Source organism: Anaerotruncus massiliensis (ex Togo et al. 2026), from assembly GCF_030825285.1.
In the GTDB taxonomy this organism is placed as follows: Bacteria; Bacillota; Clostridia; order Oscillospirales; family Ruminococcaceae; genus Anaerotruncus; species Anaerotruncus massiliensis.
In genome coordinates this window covers 1-20,458 of the sequence record NZ_JAPJQF010000032.1, presented here as the reverse complement: position 1 = coordinate 20,458, position 20,458 = coordinate 1, and the positions used below count along the sequence as shown (strand labels likewise).

Here is a 20,458-nt window from a genome sequence, read left to right as displayed (position 1 = left end):
CCATTGAAGCTGATCGACGTCTATCTCGGCAGGCATGGGAAAAAGCGATACGACGTCTTCAAGGAGACGGGGCTCAGCCAGCAGACGCTCGCGAGCGCCAACGGGAAACCCGCCGCGGCGCTGACCGGAAGGATCCTCCAGGCGATCGGCCGGACGGTCGGGGAGACGCCGGGGCGCGTGCTGGATGAAATGCTGATGATCGAACAGGAGGGGCTTGTGATGACCGTGACGACCAAGGTAGAACTGCTTGAGGCGCTCAAGCGCGCCGCCGACCGCATCGACGTGGAGGGCGGTCTGCGCACCGAGGTCCTCAGGCTTGCGAAGAAGAACTTTATGGCCTCCTATACCGGCGTGACGCCGGGGTCGATCTACATGATGGAGCCGGGAACGCCCTACGTGCAGATCGTGGAAAACGCGATCAAGCGGGCGGTATGGTTCTTCATGGGCGTGGACGAGGAGGAGAAGGCGAACCTCGAAATCTCCGAGCGGATGCGCCTTTATAACCTGCACGTCGAGGAGCTTCCGGACGGACACACCGGGATCCGGCTGGTGCAGCGCCAGCTCGAGTACCTCGACGGGAAGGGGAACCTCTGAAAAGGACGGCTGATGCAAAGGCCCTTTGCATCAGCCGTCATTCTTTTTTTCTTGAAAAAAGAACCAAAAAATCGCTTCTCAGGATGGGGTGTTCCGCGCCTGCGGGCGCGTCAAGGGGCTCCGCCCCTTGACCCCGCCGCCTTTTTGGAAAAGGCGGGCGAAAACTTTGATTCCACGGGGCGCGTGGGCGGCAGCTAGTAGTACTCGCCTGAACCAAAAGTTTTGAAGGGGTCCAGGGGAACCTTTTTCAAAAGTTTCCCCTGGCTACCGGACCACCGAACCGCAGGGGACGGACTCGTCGACAAAGATGACCTTCACGTCGTTCTCGCCCGCGTCGGCGGCGAGGATCATGCCGTTGGATTCGACGCCGCGCAGCTTGGCGGGCTTGAGGTTCGCGACGACGATCACCTTTTTGCCGGTGAGCGCCTCCGGCTCGTACCACGGATGGATGCCCGACACGACCTGGCGGGGCGTGCCGCTGCCGTCGTCGAGGGTGAGCTTCAAGAGCTTATCCGCCTTGGGCACCGGCTCGCAGGCGGTCACCTGCGCGACGCGCAGCCGCACCTTCGCGAAGTCGTCGATCGTGATGAGCGAGGCGACCCCCTCCGGCTGTTCCGCCTTGGAGGCGGGCTTCTTTTCCGCGGCGGCGGCCTTTTCCATGGCGGCGGCGCGCGCCTTTTCGAGCGCCTCGAGCTCCTTGGCCACGTCGATGCGCGGGAAGAGGCCCTCGCCCTTTTTGACCGTCACGCCGGCGGGCAGCAGGCCCCACGTCCCGGCGGACTCGTAGGTGGTGATGCCGCCGGCCGCGCCGATCTGCGCGAAGATCCTGGGCGAGGTGGCGGGCATGAAGGGCGCGAGCAGGATGCCCGCGATGCGTACGCATTCCAGCAGGTTATAGAGCACCGTGGCGAGGCGGGGCCGGTTGGCCTCCTCCTTGGCGAGCACCCAGGGGGCGGTCTCGTCGATGTATTTGTTGGTGCGGGAGATGAGCTTGAAGACCTCGATCAGCGCGTTCTGGAAGGCGTACTGTTCCATCTGCGCCTCGTAGCGGTCCTTGAGCCCGCGCGCGATTGAGATGATCTCCTCGTCGACCGGCTCGGATTTCCGCTCCGCCGGCAGGGTGCCGCCGAAGTATTTCTCCGCCATCGCCACCGAGCGGGAGACAAGGTTCCCCAAATCGTTGGCGAGGTCGGCGTTGATGCGGGTGATGAGCCCCTCGTTGGAGAAGAGGCCGTCCGAGCCGAAGGGAAACTCGCGCAGCAGGAAATAGCGGATGGCGTCGACGCCGTACCGCTCGACGAGCACGACGGGGTCGACGACGTTGCCCTTGGACTTGCTCATCTTTCCGCCCTCGAGCAGCAGCCAGCCGTGGCCGAACACCTTTTTGGGCAGCGGCAGGTCGAGCGCCATGAGCATGGCGGGCCAGATGATCGTGTGGAAGCGCATGATCTCCTTGCCGACGAAATGCACGTCGGCGGGCCAGAACTTTTCAAACTCGTGATACTTGTCGTTGCCGTAGCCGAGCGCGGTGATGTAGTTGGTCAGCGCGTCGACCCACACGTAGACGACGTGGCCGGGGTCGAAGGTGACGGGGATGCCCCATGAGAAGGAGGTGCGGGAGACGCACAGATCCTCGAGGCCGGGCTTGATAAAGTTGTTGACCATCTCGTTGAGGCGGCTCTGCGGCTCCATGAAGTGGGGGTTTTCCTCGTAGAGCCTGATGAGGCGGTCCTGGAAGGCGGAGAGCTTGAAGAAGTAGGCCTCCTCCTCCGCGTCGATGACCTCGCGGCCGCAGTCGGGGCATTTGCCGTCCTTCAGCTGGCTCTCGGTCCAGAAGGACTCGCAGGGCGTGCAGTATTTGCCCTTGTAGGAGCCCTTGTAGATGTAGCCCTTGTCATAGAGGTCCTTGAAAATCTTCTGCACCGATTCCACATGGTAGTCGTCGGTGGTGCGGATGAACCGGTCGTTGGAGATGTTGAGGAGCTTCCACAGCTCCTTGATGCCGGCGACCACCCTGTCGACATACTGCTGCGGGGTCACGCCCGCGGCCTTCGCCTTTTCCTCGATCTTCTGGCCGTGCTCGTCGGTGCCGGTCAGGAACATGACATCAAACCCCTGCATACGCTTGTAGCGCGCCATGACGTCCGTCGCGACGGTGCAGTAGCTGTGTCCGATGTGCAGCTTGTCCGACGGATAGTAGATGGGGGTGGTGATGTAAAATGTCTTTCCTGTTCCATTCATGATGTGGAACCTCCTTGCATGAGTTTGGTGTCGTCAATGTAATGATATAGTATACCACGAATTGGGTAAAATGAACAGGGGCTGTGGAAAGTTTTTGCCGCCGGAGCGCGCCCCGGCGGCAAAAAAGGAACCGCCCGCGGGCGGTTCCTTAGAGGGGACAGTCGATGCTGTCGCTGAGCGCGACGCGCAGGGGGGAAAAACGGTCGGAGAGGTAATCCGCGGCCTCGCAGAAAACGGCGGGCGGCACGCTCTCGTCGTCCTCCACGGGCAGGGTGAACACGACGGTGGTTCCCTTCCCGGGCGTGGAGGTGAGCGCGATGGTGCCGCCGATGGCGGCGATGGAATCTCGCGCGATCGTCAGGCCGAGGCCGTTGCCCGAGAAGGGCCGTCCCCCGTGGTCATAGGAGAAGTACGGCTCAAAGACGCGCGGCTGCACGTCGGGCGGAATCCCGAGCCCGCGGTCGGCGACCGAGACGCTGAGCATCCCCCGCTTGAAGCGCACCCGGACGGCGATCTGGTTGCCGGGGCGGGTGTAGCGGCAGGAATTCGAGAGGATGTTGAGCAGGGCCGCGGACACCTTCTGGGTGTCGCAGGCGGCGGGCAGCATCCCCTCGGGGATGTCCGCGGAGAGCGGGATGCCGGTCGGCTCGATTAAGTCAGCGGCCGCCGAAAAGAGCTCGCGCAGGTAGTGGAAGAGGTCGACCCGCCGGGTCCGCACGGGCGAAAACCCATAGGTGAGGCGGGTGTAATCGGAAATCCACTCGCTGCTGCGCAGCAGCCGGAAGGCGCTCTGGTTGATGGCGGCGAGGTAATCGGGCATGCGCTCGCGGTCCTTTTCGGACGAGCCGGGCCCGCAGTTGCGGGAGAGGAGGGTGAGCATCGAAAAGATGACGGTCAGCGGCGCGCGGTACTGGTTGCCGAAGGAGGAGAGCGTGCGCGACATCCCCTCGGGTCGCATGCCGGAGCCCTGCTCGGCGCCGGAGGCCGGCTGGATGAGATAGCGGCCGCTCCCGTCGGGCAGGGCGCAGATGACGGTCGGCCGCTCTGCGAACAGGTGGTTGGGGCCGGCGGTGGTGAAGGAACCGCACCGGTCGATCTCCGCGCGGACGACCTCGGGGTCGTAGCCGTGCAGCAGCAGCTGCGCGCCGTCCGGCAGGGCCAGGGCGGGCATTTCCCGGGAGCCGGCGGCGCTGCACCAGACGAGACGAAAATCATGGTCCATCACGGCGGCGGGCTGGCCGGAGGCGTCCAGGAGCCCGGTCAGCTGGTCGAAAAAAGAGTCTGTTCGGGGATCGTCCAAAGGCGCACCTCCTCGCTGCGGAACTGCACTTATCATTTGGGAAGGACCGCGGAAATATTCGGATTCCAAATATTGCATGAAGGCCCGGGAACAGGGAAAACAGGGACCTTTCGACACAAATCGACAGAAAATTCCGCTTCAATTATAGTATATGAGGGTGTGATTTTCAATAGGAGTTGGGCGTTTTCAATAAAAAGCAAAGTATAAATATCCCGGGTTTGAAGAAAATAAAAAAAATCGTTTAAAGTTTATCAAGGTTCTTGTAGTTTCCAGAGATTTGTATTATGATAAAGGTATCAAAAATACAGGAGGTTGTTTCCAATGGCAATTAAAGTTGGTATCAACGGTTTTGGCCGTATCGGCAGACTGGTTTTCCGCGCTGGACTGGACAATCCGAACATTGAATTCGTGGGCGTCAACGATCCGTTCATGACCCCTGACTATTGCGCTTACATGCTTCGCTATGACACGATCCATGGCCAGTACACGGGCGAAGTGAGCTACACCGACGACGCGATCATCGTCAACGGCAAGACTGTCAAGTTCTATGCCGAGCGGGAGCCCGCCAACATTCCGTGGGGCGCTTGCGGCGCCGAGTATGTGGTTGAGTCCACCGGCGTTTTCACCACCATGGACAAGGCTGAGGCCCACCTCAAGGCCGGCGCCAAAAAGGTCATCATCTCCGCGCCCTCCAAGGATGCGCCGATGTTTGTCATGGGCGTCAACCACGAGACCTACCAGCCGAGCATGGACATCGTCTCCAACGCTTCCTGCACCACCAACTGCCTGGCGCCTCTGGCGAAAGTCATCAACGACGAGTTCGGCATTGTCGACGGCCTGATGACCACCGTCCATTCCACCACCGGCACCCAGAAGACCGTTGACGGTCCTTCCAAGAAGGACTGGAGGGGCGGCCGCGCCGCTTCCGGCAACATCATCCCGTCTTCCACCGGCGCCGCCAAGGCTGTGGGCAAGGTCATTCCCGAGCTGAACGGCAAGCTCACCGGCATGGCGTTCCGCGTCCCGACGCTGGATGTCTCCGTCGTCGACCTGACCGTCAACCTCGCGAAGGCCGCCTCCTATGAGGAGATCTGCGCCGCGCTCAAGAAGGCTTCCGAGACCTCCCTCAAGGGCATCCTCGGCTACACCGAGGACGATGTGGTTTCGTCCGACTTCATCGGCGACGCCCGCACCTCCATCTTCGACAAGAAGGCCGGCATCGCGCTGACCGACAAGTTCGTCAAGCTGGTTTCCTGGTATGACAACGAGTGGGGCTACAGCAACAAGGTCCTCATGCTCATCCAGCACATGGCTACCGTTGATCATAAGTAATCGGTTTTTTGAAAGAGCCGCCCGCGAGGGCGGCTCTTTTGTTCATTTGCCGCGCTGCGCCCGGCGGCGGTTTTGGGTTTGCCGCGCCGCGCCCGGCGGCGGTTTTGGATTTGCCGCGCTGCACCCGGCGGAGCTTTCACGGGAATTGCCGCCCGTGGGCGGCAAGAATTACTTGCGCGTTCCGCCGCGCACCACGGGTTCCTTTTCGGACGGACGAAAAGGAACCAAAAGTCCGCCTAAGAACCCTCCGCCGGGTTCTTAGGAATCTCCGGGAGTACCTTGCCAGTACCCGCAGGTTACCGCCGCTCCCCACGGGTACACTAGCTGAAGGCTCAATTCAGGTTGCGGCGCTCCCAACGGGGGACGGCGGGCGCGCTAATCCCTCTGGGGCTCGCTCGCGTGCAGCATTTCCTGCGAGCGGCGCCGCGCGTCCTCCAACAGGTCCATCGCCTGAACCGTCCGCGCCGCCGCGCTGTTCCTGATCTGTTCGCGCGTCTCGCCCTCCAGCGGCTTGCGCAGGATTTCCGCAATTTCGGATACCTTGCTGGACAGAAAATAATAAGCGAGCCTGTAATCTTCCATAAACCCACCTCGCAAATGCGTACATATTGTTCGCTTTGCGTACAATAATATAGCAATTGCGATCTAATGTCAAGCAGACTTTGGCGGCACACAAGCTTACAATAAATACATAGAGGTGAGTTGTGTGGGCGTGCATGCGGAGAAATTTCGTAAACTTGGGTTAAGTGTCGCGCATTATCGTAAGCTTGCGGGTTTCACGCAGGAAGAACTGGCCGACTTGGTCCATATTAGCCGGGGATATCTAAGCCATATTGAGGCACCCAATATTGAAATGTCGTTTTCGATTACAACGCTGTTTGATATCTGCGACGCATTGCATATTGAACCGAAAGTTCTTTTCGAGATCTGATTGCGGACACCTGTAAAGGTGTCCGTTTTTTATTTTGGGTGGTTTGTATTTGCCTTCTTTATGCACTCCGCTGGATGTGAGCGGAGGGGGGATCAGGCGCACGACAGTTGCGGCCCCTGACCGCAACTGTCCCCGCGTTTTGACAAGCAAAAGCGCGTGCGCCTCACGGGGGAGGGTCGGCGACCCTCCCCCGTGTGCCCCTACCTGACAAGCTCGCCGCGCCTTCCGTCCCCACCTGTTGGGAGCGCTGCAACCTGAATTGAGCCCTCAGCTAGTGTACCCATGGGGTGTGGCGGTAACCTGCGGGTACTGGCAAGGTACTCCCGGAGATTCCTAAGAACCCGGCGGAGGGTTCTTAGGCGGACTTTTGGTTCCTTTTCGTCCGTCCGAAAAGGAACCCGTGGTGCGCGGCGGAACGCGCTAGTCATTCTTGCCGCTTGGAAAGCGGCAATTCCCGCGATAGCCTCGCCGGGCGCAGCGCGGCAAATCCAAAGCCGCCGGCGGGCGGGCCCCGGCAATCCCCGCCGCTTGGAAAGCGGCAAATCAAAGAACATTTCCCACCACCATTTACATGCCAAAACGACACGAAATTCATGTTATAATAGAAACTCGCGGGTCTCTGACAGGACAAGGGGGGCCGCAACTGGAAAATATCGTTAGGCGAAAGAAACAGGAATGTGCACAAAATATGTGCATAATAGATAAAATGCTTAGAAAGTTTTCATTGTTTTTACGCGATATTTCACAAGAAATACTTGAAAGGCGCTCCAAAAACTGTTAAAATATAAAAAAGGGAGGTGAGGGCAATGGTTAAGCCAAAAAAAACAAAGTCGAAAGACAGCTTTCCATTGTATCTATTTCATCAGGGGACGAATTATAAGGCCTATGAATACTTAGGCGCCCATCCCTGCCGCAAGGATGAAGAAGATGGATACGTATTCCGCGTGTGGGCTCCCAACGCCGTGTCGGTATCGGTCGTTGGCGATTTCAACGACTGGGACCCGGATGCGAATCCGATGACGCTTCTGGAAGATCATGCGGTTTGGGAATGCATGATTTTTGGCCTCAAGCAATATGATTTATATAAGTTCTGCGTGAAGACCAAAGATGGACGCGCCCTGATGAAAGCGGATCCTTACGCCTTCCATGCCGAGACTCCGCCGGAGACGGCCTCCAAGCTGTACGACATCGAGGGCTACGAGTGGGACGACGGCGCGTGGTTCGCGAGCCGCCAGGGCTTCAACCCCTACCGCAGCCCGGTCAATATCTATGAGATGCACCTCGGCTCCTGGCGGCGCTACCCCGACGGCAACACCTACGACTACCGCAGGACCGCCGACGAGCTGGTCGAATACCTGGGCGACATGGGCTACAACTTCGTCGAGCTGATGCCGGTGATGGAGCATCCTTACGACGGTTCGTGGGGCTACCAGGTGACGAGCTATTTCGCGCCGACCTCGCGCTACGGCACCCCGCACGACTTCATGTACTTTGTGGATAGGTGCCACCAGGCGGGCATCGGCGTGATCATGGACTGGGTGCCCGCGCACTTCCCCAAGGACGCGCACGGCCTCTACGAGTTCGACGGCCAGCCGCTCTACGAATACCAGGACGTGCACAAGCGCGAGCACGCCCACTGGGGGACCCGCATCTTCGACTTCGGGCGCAACGAGGTCGTGAGCTTCCTTGCCTCGAGCGCGATGTTCTGGGTGGAGAAGTACCACATCGACGGCATCCGCGTCGACGCGGTGGCCTCGATGCTCTACCTCGATTACGGGCGCGAGGACTGGGAATGGCTGCCCAACGTCAACGGCGGCCGCGAAAACCTCGAGGCGGTGGCGTTCCTTCAGAAGATGAACACCGCCGTGCTCACCGAGCATCCCAGCGCGCTGATGATCGCGGAGGAGTCGACCGCGTGGCCGATGGTCACGAAGCCCGCCTATGTGGGCGGGCTCGGGTTCAATTTCAAGTGGAACATGGGCTGGATGAACGACATGATCGCCTATACGTCGCTCGACCCGATCTTCCGCAGCTACAACCACGACAAATTGACCTTCAGCCTCTTCTACGCCTTCTCGGAGAACTTCATCCTGCCGATCTCCCACGACGAGGTGGTGCACGGCAAGTGCTCGCTCATCAACAAGATGCCGGGCGACTACGCGATAAAATTCTCCGGTATGCGCACCTTCCTGGCCTACATGATGACCCATCCGGGCAAGAAGCTGCTCTTTATGGGCTGCGAGTTCGCGCAGTTCATCGAGTGGAACTACAAGCAGCAGCTCGACTGGATGCTGCTCGACTACGACTCCCACCGCCAGATGCAGCAGTTTGTGCGGGACCTCAACCACTTCTATCTCGCGCACGCCTGCCTGTGGCAGGTGGAGGACTCGTGGGACGGCTTCAACTGGCTGGCGCACGACGACCACGCCCGGAACATCATCGTCTTCCGCCGCATCGACGACAACGGGGACGACCTTGTGGTGGTCTGCAACTTCGCGCCTGTGACGCGGGAGGACTACCGCATCGGGGTGCCCGACGCGACGAGCTATGACGAGGTCTTCAACACCGACGACGTGAAATACGGCGGCAGCGGCGTGGTGAACCGCGGCGCGATCCGGGTGAAGAACCAGCCGGACCACGACATGAAGCAGTCGATCACGATCACGGTGCCGCCGCTGGCGGCGGTCTTCCTCAAGGGCAGGCCGCGCAGGGCGGAAAAGGCCGTCCGGGCGAAAACCACGGCCAAAAAGGCCGCGAAGGCCCCGGCCGGAAAGCCTGTTGTGAAGAAAGAGCGCAGGAAACCCCAAAAGCAGGGGACTTGAGCCATCAACAAAGGGGGTAACAACATGTTCAAGAAGGAATGGATTGCCATGCTGCTCGCCGGCGGGCAGGGCAGCAGGCTGTACACACTGACGCAGAACCTCGCCAAGCCGGCGGTTCCCTTCGGCGGCAAGTACAGGATCATTGATTTCCCGCTCTCCAACTGCATCAACTCGGGGATCGACACGGTGGGCGTGCTCACCCAGTACCAGCCGCTCGTGCTCAACGAGTACATCGGCAACGGCCAGCCGTGGGACCTCGACCGCGCCAACGGCGGCGTGTTCGTGCTGCCGCCCTACCAGAAGTCCTCCGGGTCCGACTGGTACACCGGCACGGCGAACGCCATCTACCAGAACATCAACTTCATCGACCGCTACGAGCCGGAATACGTACTGCTCCTCTCGGGCGACCACATCTACAAGATGGACTATGAGAAGATGCTCGCCTACCACAAGGAGAAGAACGCCGACTGCACGATCGCGGTGCTTCAGGTCCCGATGGAGGAGGCCAGCCGGTTCGGCATCATGAACACATACCCGGACGGCACCATCTTCGAGTTCGAGGAGAAGCCGCCCCAGCCCAAGAGCAACCTCGCTTCGATGGGCATCTACATCTTCACCTGGGAGAAGCTGCGCAAATACCTCATCGAGGACGAGGCCGACCCGCTCTCCACCAAGGACTTCGGCAAGAACATCCTGCCGGCGATGCTGGGCGACGGGCAGAAGATGGTCGCCTATCCGTTCGAGGGCTACTGGAAGGACGTCGGCACGATCGACAGCCTGTGGGAGGCGAATATGGACCTGCTCGACCCGAAGGTCCCGCTCGACCTCTACGACGACAGCTGGAAGATCTATTCCCGCAACCCGGTCATGCCGCCGCACTACATCGCCAACGGCGCGGTGGTGCAGAACTCGATGGTCACCGAGGGCTGCACGATCGCGGGCAATGTCGACTTTTCCATCCTCTTCGCGGGCGTGACCGTCGAGGAGGGCGCGGTGGTGCGCGATTCGATCATCATGCCCGGCACGGTGATCAAAAAGGGCGCGGTCGTCGAATACGCGATCGTGGCGGAAAACTGCGTGATCGGGGAGGGGGCCGTGGTCGGCCAGAGGCCCGAGAACGCCGAGAACAGGGACAACTGGGGAATCGCCGTTGTCGGCAACGGCATCACAATCGGCGCAGGCGCGGTGGTAGCCCCCAAAGCGATGATCGACAAAGACGTTCAGGGGGTGCAATAAGGATATGAGAGAAAATAAAGTAATGGGGATTATTTTCTCCAATATGCACGACAGCATGCTCGGCGAGCTGACCGAGCGGCGCACGACCGGCTCGGTGCCCTACGGCGGACGCTACCGCCTGATCGACTTCGTGCTCTCGAGCATGGTCAATTCCGACATCCAGGATATCGGGATCATCACCAAGCAGAACTACCAGTCGCTGATGGACCACGTGGGCGCGGGCCGCGCGTGGGACCTCGCCCGCAAGCGCGGGGGCCTCGTCATCCTGCCCCCCTTCGCGAGCAGCCAGGGCAGCGGCATCTACCGCGGCCGGCTCGAGGCGCTCCAGGGCGCGATGAGCTACATCAAGCACAACGACGCCAAATATGTGCTTCTCTGCGACAGCGACATCATCGCCAACATCGACATGCGCGAGATGATCAACGAGCATATCAAATCGGGCGCGCAGATCTCGATGATGTTCAAGACCACCGAGGTCTCCGCCGAGAGCGCCCGCGACACCACGACCCTCGCCTACGACGAGGAGACAAAGGACGTCACCGACATCTCGGTGCGCCCCGACGTGCGCGGCACCCAGCATGTCTACATGAACGTCATGCTGCTGGAAAAGACGCTGCTTGAGCGGCTGGTCGGCGAGGGCAAGAGCCACGACCAGTATTCCCTCATCCGCCACGCCATCCAGCCGGCGGTCGGCAAGCTGGCCATCAAGGCCTACGAGTTCAGCGGGTACACCCACAAGATCTCGGGCATGAAGAGCTACTTTGCCGCCAACATGGAACTGCTCGACCCGCGGGTGCGCGCCGAGCTCTTCCCGAACAAGCGCCCCGTCTTCACCAAGGTGCGCGACCAGGTGCCCGTCAAATACGGCCTGTCGGCGCGGGTGGGCAATTCGCTGATCGCCGACGGCTGCATCATCAACGGCGACGTGCAGAACTGCATCATCTTCCGCGGCGCCAAGATCGGGCGCAACGCGGTGCTCAAGAACTGCATCATCATGCAGGACACCTATGTCGGCGACAACGCCCACCTCGAGTACGTCATCACCGACAAGGATGTGCTCATCAAGGATTCCCGCGTGCTGATCGGATATGAGACCTATCCGACCTACATCGCCAAGGGGAACAGCATCTGACCGGAGGGCCAATTCGTACAGGGGCGGCTGTGGCCGCCCCTGTCCTCACAGCAGACCGGCCATGCCGGCGAATACAGGAGGAAGAACATGAGGATTTTATATGTGGCGAGCGAGGCGACCCCGTTTATAGCGACCGGCGGGCTTGCCGACGTCGCGGGCTCCCTGCCGCGGGCGATCCGCAGCAAGCAGCACGCGTGCAGGGTCGTCGTCCCGCTCTACAGCTCGATCAAGCCCGAACTGCGGGAAAAGATGCAGTTCGTGTGCAGCTTTTACGTCCCGCTCGGCTGGCGCAACCAGTACTGCGGCGTCTTTGAAAGCAACTACAACGGCGTCAAGTACTACTTCCTCGACAACGAGTACTACTTCAAGCGGGACGGCGGCATCTACGGCTTCTACGACGACGCGGAGCGGTTCGCCTTTTTCTCCAAGGCCGTCTGCGAGATGATCCAGTACGTCGATTTCGACCCCGAAATCCTGCATTGCAACGACTGGCAGACCGCAATGACGCCCGTCTACCTCAACCTCTTCTACCGCCACCTTGACAAATACAAGAACATCAAGACGGTCTTCACCATCCACAACATCCAGTACCAGGGCAAATACGGCATGGAGATCGCGACCGACGTGCTGGGGCTGCCCTATTACGCCGCGCCCACCATGCTCTACGACGGATGCCTCAACATGATGAAGGCGGCCATCGAGGTGTGCGATTATGTCACGACGGTGAGCCCGACCTACGCCAAGGAGATTACCGACCCCTGGTTCGCCCACGGCCTCGACCGCCTGCTGCGCGCCAATCAGCACAAGCTGATGGGCATTTTGAACGGCATCGACACCCAGAGCTACAACCCCGGGGCCGACCCGGCGCTCTACGCGAATTACGGCCCCGAAACGATCGACCGCAAATACGTCAACAAGACCGAGCTGCAAAAGACCATGGGCCTCAAGCAGGATAAGGACACGATGCTGGTCGGCGTCGTGACGCGGTTCGTCGCGCACAAGGGCATCGACCTCATCCAGTATATCTATGAGGAGCTGATGAAACGGGAGCTCCAGGTGGTGGCGCTCGGCTCGGGCGACTACATCTTCGAGAGCTTCTTCCAGGAGATGCAGGCCAAATATCCCGGCAAAACGGCGGTGCGCATCGGGTTCATCCCCGACCTCGCGCGCAAGATCTACGCGGGCGCGGACTGCTTTTTGATGCCCTCCAAGAGCGAGCCCTGCGGGCTTGCCCAGATGGTGTCCCTGCGCTACGGCACCCTGCCGATCGTGCGCGAGACGGGCGGCCTCAAGGATTCGATCACCGATATGGGGCTGAGCCTCGAGGGCAACGGCTTCACCTTCAAGACCTACAACGCGCACGACATGCTCGGCGCGATCGACCGGGCGGCGGGGCTGTATTACAACCGCGAGGTCTGGCCCAAGGCGGTCCAGAAGGCGATGACCTGCGACTTCTCGTGGGACCGCTCGGCGGGCGAGTACATCGATATGTACCACAGGATCCTGGGAGAGCTGGGCGGCTGATCAAAGAAAAATGCCGGGGCGGGTATCGAAGGATACCCGCCCCGGTTTTTCGCGCGTAAAATTTTGTGTACTTAGAATAAGTACGTTTTGCGGCCCGCCCGCCGCCGCCATGTTATGATAGCGAAGGGGGCGATAGGATGCCGTTGATGATCCAGGGCTGCAAAAAGGAGCGCTCGGTTTACAAAACGATCTATCTTCCGGAGCGTTTGGCCGACGCGGTTGATCGTATCGCGCTGCGGGAGAATGTCAGCTTTAACCGCGTCATCGTCTGTTTGGTCGAGTTTGGCGTGGAGGCTGCTTTGGCCACGGAGGATTGCTAGGCCCCGCCCGTGGGGACATGTCCTTGGGGGACTTTTTTTCTTGAAAAAAGTCCCCCAAACCCTTCAAAAAAGCGCCTGAAGCAGGGCCCGCGGGCCCGGGCTCAGGGCTCCGCCCTCGAAAAGGCCCGGCGTTTCGTCAGAAACGCCGGGCCTTTCTTTAGTACAAAGCGGATTGCATTTAATCCCGTTTCCTCAAACGCAAGCGAAGGTCGGGTTCCCGCAAGTAGCTTACCTCGCCATTGCGATAGATACAGTAATCCTCTCCGGGTGAATAGGCGAACAATTCATCTCCATCTTTGTAGACGGGATACCCGGCATCTATATTAGACGTGAATTCCACACATTTTTCGACGGGGATTGCCCATACGGTAGGGGCCCCCACACCCGACGTGGAGATGCCTTCTTCAGTGACATAGAGGCCAACTTCGTATTGGAGTAGTTCTTTAGGGACGCCGAGTGTCCAGCCGAGGGGTTCGGCATCCTCCGGAAGTGGCTCGCACTCCTCCCAACCGTACCCAAGATATCGGTCGCCCTGGTAGATAATTGCTGCTGAATAATCAAGCGTGGCGGTAGGACCAAAGAGCAAATACAAATCTTTTGCAGGCGCGGATTCAGGTTCGGCAGGCAGGGACGAACATCCGAGAAATAAAACCATTATGAGCAATGCAAGCAGGCGCTTCCGCATCTTTATCCCCCCTTGATTCCGTAGACCACACGGCTAATCCCCGCAAGGTCTTTTTGGATTCTTACTTGTGCGTATCCACTTCCCATGAGCAGTCGGGCGACCGCTTCCGCCTGCGTGTACCCCACCTCGAGCGCCAGAAAGCCCCCCTCTTTGATCAGCGGACGGTAGACGTCCGGCAGCGCCCGGTAAAAATCCAGCCCGTCCCCGCCGCCGTAAAGCGCCATTTCCGGTTCGCGCTTTACCTGCGGCGGAAGCCCCGCCATCTCCTCCCGCGAAATGTACGGCGGGTTGGATACCACGCCGTCGAGCGGCGGCAGCGCGGGCGGCGCGAGCGCGTCGCAGTGAAGCGCCTCCACCGGCGCGCCGTTTCGTTCGATGTTTCGCGCGAGATAGGGGAGCGCCGCCTCCGACAGCTCGAGCGCGTACACCCGCGCGTCCGGACGCATGTGCGCGATCGAGATTCCCACGCACCCGCTCCCGGCGCACAGGTCCGCGACGACCGGCGAAGGGGTCCCCTCCATCAGGCCGAGCGCGGTCTCCACCAGCGTCTCGGTGTCCGGCTGGGGGATGAGCACCCCCTCGCCCACAAAGAAGGGCAGCCCGAAAAATTCCCACTCGCCCAGCAGGTATTGGAGCGGTTCGCCCTCCGCGAGCTTTCGGCAGTGCGCGAAAAAGCGTTCCAGAGCCGGTGCCCCCGCTTGCCGCGCGTCCAGTCCCGGCGCGTATCGGGGGAGCCCGAATGCGCCCTCAAAGAGACAGGAGACCTCGAACGCGCGGTCGGTGCCCGGCCCCGCGAGCGCGAGCCCTTCGCGGTAGGCGTCGGCGAGCGTCATAAACTTCCCTTCCTTTCCAAAACGCGCCGGCGAATTTCGCCGGCGCGTTTTTGAGTTGTGGCGCGGTGGACGGGGCGGGGAGGCGGAAAATTGCGCGGCCCCGGCCGCGCACGCGCGCTTCGCGCGCGAACGCCCCTGCGGGGCGTTATTTTCCGCCGGGCGGCCCCGGCGAGCCTTCCGGTCGATGGATTTTCCCGGCACGGGCGGCGGCTGTGCTTGGGCCGCGCGACCTTCCTGAACCAAAAGCTTTGAAGGGGGGCCGGGGGAAACTTTTTCGAAAGTTCCCCTCCGGTGCGGGGCGTTATTTTCCGCCGGGCGGCCCCGGCGAGCCTTCCGGTCGATGGGTTTTCCCGGCACGGACGGCGGCTGTGCTTGGGCCGCGCGGCCTGCCTGAACCAAAAGCTTTGAAGGGGGCAGGGGAAACTTTCTCGAAAGTTTCCCCTTGGAGGGATATCTATTAACGCTTCCAGCGTTAATAGATATCCTCGCCGTTCTCCGGAATGCAGGGGGTCATGGCGGCGATGGCGACCTCAAGCTGTGTGAGGTCGGGCTCGAAGGTGGTGAGCCGCTGGAGCCAGAGGCCGGGCGCGGAGAGCGCGCGGGTGAAGGGATTGTTGTGGCGCCCGGCATAGCGGATGATCTCGTAGGAGATGCCGATGACCACGGGCAGCAGCAGGATTTTCAGCGCGACGCGCATCCAGATATTGCTCCAGGTCACGACCGAAAAGACGAGGATGGAGATGACCAGCACGATCAGCAGGAAGCTGGTGCCGCAGCGGGGATGGAAGCGTACATATTTCTTCGCGTTTTCGGGGGTGAGCTCGTCGCCCGCCTCATAGCAGGCGATCGTCTTATGTTCCGCGCCGTGGTATTCGAACACCCGGTGGATGTCTGACATACGGGTGACGAGGAAGAGGTAGAGGATAAAGATGGCGATCTTTAGCAGCCCCTCGGTCAGGGTCATGGCGAAACCGGGAGCGTTGACGAAGTGGCCGAGGAATTTGATGACCGCCGCGGGAAGGAGCATGAAGAGGCCGACGCAGAGCACTGCCGCAAGGATGGTGACGACGGCGTTGAAGACCCACATGGCCTTGTCGCCGAGGTGCTCGTCGACCCAGCGGTCAAATTTGGAGGGTTCCTCCTCCTCGGCGAAGCCGGAGAGGTCGGCGGAACGCATGAGGCACTTGTAGCCCTGCCCGAGCATGCCGATAAAATTAAAGATGCCGCGGAGGATGGGGACCTTGTGGTACCACTTGTTTCCGCCGCTGTCCCAGGTCTCGGTAATAATTTCGCCGTTTTGCTGGCGAATCGCCATCGCGGAAATCCGCGGCCCCTTCATCATGACCCCTTCGATGAGGGCCTGTCCGCCGATGGACGTCTTTTTGATCTCTTTTTTACAGGAGTTTTCCGACAAATGATCAGCCCTTTCCAGACAGGCCGCTGTCCGCGGCCCGCCGCGCCGCCGGTCCCGGCGGCAAGTTCAGATAACATATTACCACGCCAATTGTGAATAAATCAACTCTTTCCCGTGGGCAGCAGGATCGTCACGCGGGTGCCGACATTTTCCTTGGAGGTGAGCTCCAGCGAGCCGCCGTGCATGGCGACGATCTCGTCCGCCACCGCAAGCCCGATTCCCGAGCCGCGGCGGGTGGAATTGGCCTTGAAGAACTTCTCCTTGACCTTGGGCAGATCCTGCTCGCGGATGCCGCAGCCGGTGTCCGCGACGGTGATGCGGATGTTGCCGTCCCGCATGTCGGCCTTGATGGTCACCGTGTCCCCGCGGTCGGAGTACTTCAGCGCGTTGTCGATGATGTTGACGAACACCTGGCGCAGCCGGTTGCGGTCCCCCTCAATCGGGGCCACGAGGTCGGGCTCCTCGTAGATAAGGCGCTTTTCCTCATGCTTGGCGCGCTCCTCGAACATGAGCACCGCCTCGGAGAGCTCGGCGATCAGATCCATCTTATCCTTGACGAGCTTCATGCGGCCGCTCTGGATGCGGCTGAAATCGAGCAGCTCCTCCACCATCCCGGCGAGGCGTTCGGTTTCTCCGGTGATGACCCGCATCCCCTTGGATAGCATCTCCGGATCGACCTCGCCGCCCATGTCGGCGATCGTCTCCGCCCATCCCTTGATCGCGGTGAGCGGGGTGCGCAGCTCGTGGGAGACGGAGGAGATGAAATCGTTTTTCATCCGTTCACTCTGGGAGAGCTCCTCCGCCATGTAGTTGATCGTGTCGCAGAGTTCGCCGATCTCGTCGTCGTTGCGCTTGGCGAGCCGCGCGTTGAAATCGCCGTGAGCGATCTTGCGCGCGGTGACGCCCACCTCTCCCACCGGGTTGACGATCGAATTGATGAAGTAGGAGCCGGAGAAGATGACGAAGAAGATGATTGCCACGCAAACGAGGGTGAGGATCAGGATAAACAGGATGATTTGCTGATCCACAAGGTCGAGCGAAACGGCGAACCGCACCGCCGCGATTTGCTGGTCGACGACGGGGGAGGCGCGTGTGATCGCCATGATCTTTTCCCCGTTGATCACGCCGGTGAACCGCCCGACGCCGTCGGCGGCCTTCATCGCGTCGTCGAAATCGGGCATCTGGATGTTGCTGCCCGGCTCGAACCCGCTCGAGGTAAAGGTGACCTTTTTATCGATATCGACGGTCATCAGCTCCATGCGGTTGCGCTCCTGGAAGTTTTCCACGAGGCTGCGCACCTGCTCGGAGAAGACGGCCGAGCTGTCCTCGGCGTAGGCGTTGAGCTGCGATACGACGATGTTTGCCTGCGTCATGATCGCCGCCTGGACGTTGTTGTAATAGAAGGCGCGGATGCCGAACGCAAAGCCGATCTCCAGCGCGATCAGAATGACCAGAATGACGCCGAGGTTGTTAAAGAGCCAGCGTTTGGTAATTTTTTTGACAGCCACAGCGTCACCTCGCTTTCTGTTTGCCGCTCGGAGAGCGGCGGAGCTTGTCGGTGGTCGACCGACGGCGGTTTTAGATTTGCCGCTCAGTGAGCGGTGGAGCTTGTCGGGTCCCGCCCCGGCGGGTCCCGGCAATCTATGCCGCCGAAGGCGGCACATCTTAAGCGCCCCAGAGGGGCGTGAAAAAAGCCTTCCGTCCGCCGGGCGGAAAATCCAAGGAGATGCCCCGCCGGGCGCAGCGCGGCAAATCTACTTCTGCACCCACTTATAGCCGTAGCCCCAGACGGTGAGTAAAAATTCGGGCTCCGAGGGTTTGTCCTCGAGCTTCATGCGCAGGCGGCGGATATTGACGTCGACGATCTTGACGTCGCCGAAATATCCCTCGCCCCACACCTTATTGAGAATGTCCTGCCGGCCAAGGGCGGTGTTGGGATTGTTGAAGAAATATTCAAGGATCTGGTATTCCACCTGAGTAAGCTCAAGGATCTTGCCGTTCTTCGAGACGGTACGGCTCTTGGTATTGAGGACAAAGGGCCCCGATTTGATCTCATTGGGCGCGGGCGCGGCGGCCTTTTCGGCGGCCATGGCGACGCGGCGGTAGAGCGCGTCGACCCGCGCGACAAGCTCGGAGGGGGAGAAAGGCTTGGTGACATAGTCGTCGGCGCCGATCATCAGGCCGTTGACCTTGTCCATCTCCTGGCTTTTGGCGGTCAGCATGATGATGCCGATCGAAGAATTCTTTTCCCGGATGCGGCGGCAGACTTCAAAGCCGTCGATGCCGGGCATCATGACGTCGAGCACTGCCACGTCGAAGTAGGCGGGATTGCGGTCAAAAATCTGGAGGGCTTCCTCGCCGCTCGGGACGTCGACGACCTCATAGCCCGAACGTTTGAGGTTGATGACCTCAAAGTCGCGGATGACGTCCTCGTCCTCGACCACCAAAATCCGTTTCATGTGAAATCCATCCTTTCCTACCGGTCAGAGCAGGGAGAACATGTCCTGCAGATCGGTCCATGTGATTGCGAGCGGGCTTGACGGGCTTTCGGGGATATAGCCGTAGTAGCTGAACATCCCGCGGGATTCGCTGAACTTCTGATAATTTTCCAGGAATTTGTCCTGGTAATCCTTCTGGGAGACGACGCGGATGCGGGCCAGCTCAACCGAAAGGTCGTTGAGCGGGTCGTCCGAGCCGTTGTAGCCGATAAACCGCCATTCGCCGTTCTCCATCTGGTTGACGATCGTTACCGCGCCGATCCACTGCTGGGGGAATTCGACCATATAGCCGCCCCCGCGGTTGATCGCGGCGGCGAACACCCGGACAAGCTCGTCCTTTTCCAGACGGTTATATTCCGTGAGGTAGAGCCGGTCGGCCTCGTCCACCTGGTCGTACCCGGGCAGAAGCCGCGCGGTGGGAATTTCGATCGCGCGGTCCCCGTCGATATCGGTACAGAGGGGGGAGGGGACGCTGTTGGGGTTGTTGGCGCCCGAGGCGGTGTTGGGGCGCTTGGTCATCTGATAGAGGCTCGGCTTCTGGTAATCGGGGTCGAGCCGGTCATAGTCCGCCTCTTCCCCCTCGCCCTCCTCCGAATAACTGATGACGGGGACCAGCTCCCCGTCCGCCACCGAAAAGACCTCGGTGACGAGGATATCGGTCGAGCCGACCGCGAGGCTGTCGCCGGGGACCAGCTCATCCACAAAGATCGCGCGCCGCGCGGAACCGGCCGACAGCCGCCCGGCGGTCACCCCCGCGAACTGTAAGATCCGTTCGGTGAGGGGCTTTTTATCGACGATGGCCACCGCGTCGCCATCAAAGGAGAGCAGGTTGATCCAGAAGGATTCCAGCGTGGTGCGCGAATTGCTCGAGAGCAGGAAGACGTCGGCCTGGCCGTTGCGGTCGAGGTCGTCGATCAGATAGGTCGTATAGCCCGGGGAGACCCCTTCGGCCAAGGCGTTCACCAGCACGCGGTCGGCGGGGGAATAGCGGTAGACCCGCAGCTGCTTTTCCTCCCGGTCGGAGCCGCTCCAGCCGACGACCACGTCGGAGGCGTCCTTGGCGGTGATGTTCGCGAAGGCGACAAACTCGACGTCCTGTCCCGCGCCAGGCAGGTCGCAGAGCGACCGCCACACCCCGTCCTGCCGGTCGAGCAGCACGATGCGCGCGGTGTTGTCGATCGAGGGCTCGTAGAAGACGATCGCCTCCTCCTCGCCGTCCCCGTCGATGTCGTGGAAGACGAACGCCGAACGGTGGTCGCCGCTCTTGGGATATTTGAGGCTGTAGTTCTGGGTGAGCGCCGCGTCGTCGAGCGCGTCGTTGATTGCGCGCTGCTCGGGAGTCAGCCGGGGCGGGCGCATCAAATCGTCGGTCGCCGGGCTGAAGGAGGTGCAGGCGGAGAGCATCAGGCACGCCGCGGCCGCGGCGAGCAGTTTCGAGATACGCGGCATGTCGGTTCCTCCCTTCAAAAGAGTTTGCCCGCCCGCCGCAAGGTTACGCCGGGGGCGGGCATACGCACAGTTAGCTATGCTAATTTTATCCCATTGCGGCGCGGATGTCAATCGCGCGCGGGGGCGGGGCCGCGCCGTCCCAAGGAC

General features: G+C 60.7%; 17 protein-coding genes. 8 read left to right on the top strand and 9 right to left on the bottom strand.

What is annotated here, in order from left to right; all coding sequences use genetic code 11:
- The first annotated feature begins 3 nt into the window (after positions 1 to 3).
- Entirely contained in the window at positions 4 to 594 is a 591-nt protein-coding gene (locus tag RCI06_RS09895) for a hypothetical protein (protein ID WP_306575886.1), read from the top strand.
- A 264-nt stretch (positions 595 to 858) separates the two neighbouring features.
- Here the strand turns inward: RCI06_RS09895 and metG are convergent, their stop codons facing one another.
- Complete coding sequence (metG, locus tag RCI06_RS09890; protein ID WP_306575884.1) at positions 859 to 2,835, bottom strand: methionine--tRNA ligase; 1,977 nt, start codon at positions 2,833 to 2,835, stop codon at positions 859 to 861.
- A 148-nt stretch (positions 2,836 to 2,983) separates the two neighbouring features.
- Positions 2,984 to 4,135: a sensor histidine kinase KdpD gene (locus RCI06_RS09885; RefSeq protein WP_276872465.1), complete on the bottom strand. Its 1,152-nt coding sequence runs from the start codon at positions 4,133 to 4,135 to the stop codon at positions 2,984 to 2,986.
- Positions 4,136 to 4,456: 321 nt separating this feature from the next.
- Here RCI06_RS09885 and gap point away from each other — a divergent pair, with 321 nt between their 5' ends.
- On the top strand, positions 4,457 to 5,467 hold the full coding sequence (gene gap / locus RCI06_RS09880) for a type I glyceraldehyde-3-phosphate dehydrogenase (RefSeq protein WP_101549142.1): 1,011 nt from the start codon (positions 4,457 to 4,459) through the stop codon (positions 5,465 to 5,467).
- 375 nt (positions 5,468 to 5,842) lie between these two features.
- Here the strand turns inward: gap and RCI06_RS09875 are convergent, their stop codons facing one another.
- Positions 5,843 to 6,049 carry a hypothetical protein gene (locus tag RCI06_RS09875; RefSeq protein WP_121587610.1) on the bottom strand — a complete coding sequence of 69 codons (207 nt, stop codon included), beginning with the start codon at positions 6,047 to 6,049 and terminating at the stop codon, positions 5,843 to 5,845.
- A 124-nt stretch (positions 6,050 to 6,173) separates the two neighbouring features.
- Here RCI06_RS09875 and RCI06_RS09870 point away from each other — a divergent pair, with 124 nt between their 5' ends.
- The 6 genes from RCI06_RS09870 to RCI06_RS09845 all read left to right on the top strand — a co-directional run bounded on the left by RCI06_RS09870 (position 6,174) and on the right by RCI06_RS09845 (position 13,432).
- Positions 6,174 to 6,398, top strand: a complete 225-nt coding sequence (locus RCI06_RS09870; RefSeq protein WP_276872466.1) for a helix-turn-helix domain-containing protein — start codon at positions 6,174 to 6,176, stop codon at positions 6,396 to 6,398.
- Positions 6,399 to 7,204: 806 nt separating this feature from the next.
- The gene (gene glgB, locus RCI06_RS09865; RefSeq protein ID WP_306575882.1) at positions 7,205 to 9,220 is read left to right on the top strand and encodes a 1,4-alpha-glucan branching protein GlgB; all 2,016 of its coding nucleotides are present in this window, start codon (positions 7,205 to 7,207) and stop codon (positions 9,218 to 9,220) included.
- A gap of 24 nt (positions 9,221 to 9,244) precedes the next feature.
- The gene (locus tag RCI06_RS09860; protein ID WP_101549150.1) at positions 9,245 to 10,456 is read left to right on the top strand and encodes a glucose-1-phosphate adenylyltransferase; all 1,212 of its coding nucleotides are present in this window, start codon (positions 9,245 to 9,247) and stop codon (positions 10,454 to 10,456) included.
- A gap of 4 nt (positions 10,457 to 10,460) precedes the next feature.
- Positions 10,461 to 11,588 carry a glucose-1-phosphate adenylyltransferase subunit GlgD gene (gene glgD, locus RCI06_RS09855; RefSeq protein WP_101549152.1) on the top strand — a complete coding sequence of 376 codons (1,128 nt, stop codon included), beginning with the start codon at positions 10,461 to 10,463 and terminating at the stop codon, positions 11,586 to 11,588.
- A gap of 87 nt (positions 11,589 to 11,675) precedes the next feature.
- On the top strand, positions 11,676 to 13,112 hold the full coding sequence (gene glgA / locus RCI06_RS09850; protein ID WP_101549154.1) for a glycogen synthase GlgA: 1,437 nt from the start codon (positions 11,676 to 11,678) through the stop codon (positions 13,110 to 13,112).
- A 137-nt stretch (positions 13,113 to 13,249) separates the two neighbouring features.
- A complete protein-coding gene (locus RCI06_RS09845; protein WP_101549156.1) occupies positions 13,250 to 13,432 on the top strand; it encodes a hypothetical protein in 183 nt (60 codons plus the stop codon).
- Positions 13,433 to 13,610: 178 nt separating this feature from the next.
- Here the strand turns inward: RCI06_RS09845 and RCI06_RS09840 are convergent, their stop codons facing one another.
- From RCI06_RS09840 to RCI06_RS09815, 6 genes are all read right to left on the bottom strand, one after another.
- The gene (locus RCI06_RS09840; RefSeq protein ID WP_306575879.1) at positions 13,611 to 14,117 is read right to left on the bottom strand and encodes a hypothetical protein; all 507 of its coding nucleotides are present in this window, start codon (positions 14,115 to 14,117) and stop codon (positions 13,611 to 13,613) included.
- A 2-nt stretch (positions 14,118 to 14,119) separates the two neighbouring features.
- Positions 14,120 to 14,950, bottom strand: a complete 831-nt coding sequence (prmC, locus tag RCI06_RS09835) for a peptide chain release factor N(5)-glutamine methyltransferase (protein ID WP_306575876.1) — start codon at positions 14,948 to 14,950, stop codon at positions 14,120 to 14,122.
- Positions 14,951 to 15,422: 472 nt separating this feature from the next.
- Complete coding sequence (locus RCI06_RS09830) at positions 15,423 to 16,364, bottom strand: DUF1385 domain-containing protein (protein ID WP_101549160.1); 942 nt, start codon at positions 16,362 to 16,364, stop codon at positions 15,423 to 15,425.
- A gap of 101 nt (positions 16,365 to 16,465) precedes the next feature.
- Positions 16,466 to 17,872 (bottom strand): cell wall metabolism sensor histidine kinase WalK, encoded by a 1,407-nt coding sequence (locus tag RCI06_RS09825; protein ID WP_101549162.1) that lies wholly within the window; start codon positions 17,870 to 17,872, stop codon positions 16,466 to 16,468.
- A 246-nt stretch (positions 17,873 to 18,118) separates the two neighbouring features.
- Positions 18,119 to 18,823, bottom strand: a complete 705-nt coding sequence (locus RCI06_RS09820; protein ID WP_101549164.1) for a response regulator transcription factor — start codon at positions 18,821 to 18,823, stop codon at positions 18,119 to 18,121.
- A 24-nt stretch (positions 18,824 to 18,847) separates the two neighbouring features.
- Complete coding sequence (locus RCI06_RS09815; protein WP_101549166.1) at positions 18,848 to 20,311, bottom strand: hypothetical protein; 1,464 nt, start codon at positions 20,309 to 20,311, stop codon at positions 18,848 to 18,850.
- Positions 20,312 to 20,458 lie beyond the last annotated feature (147 nt).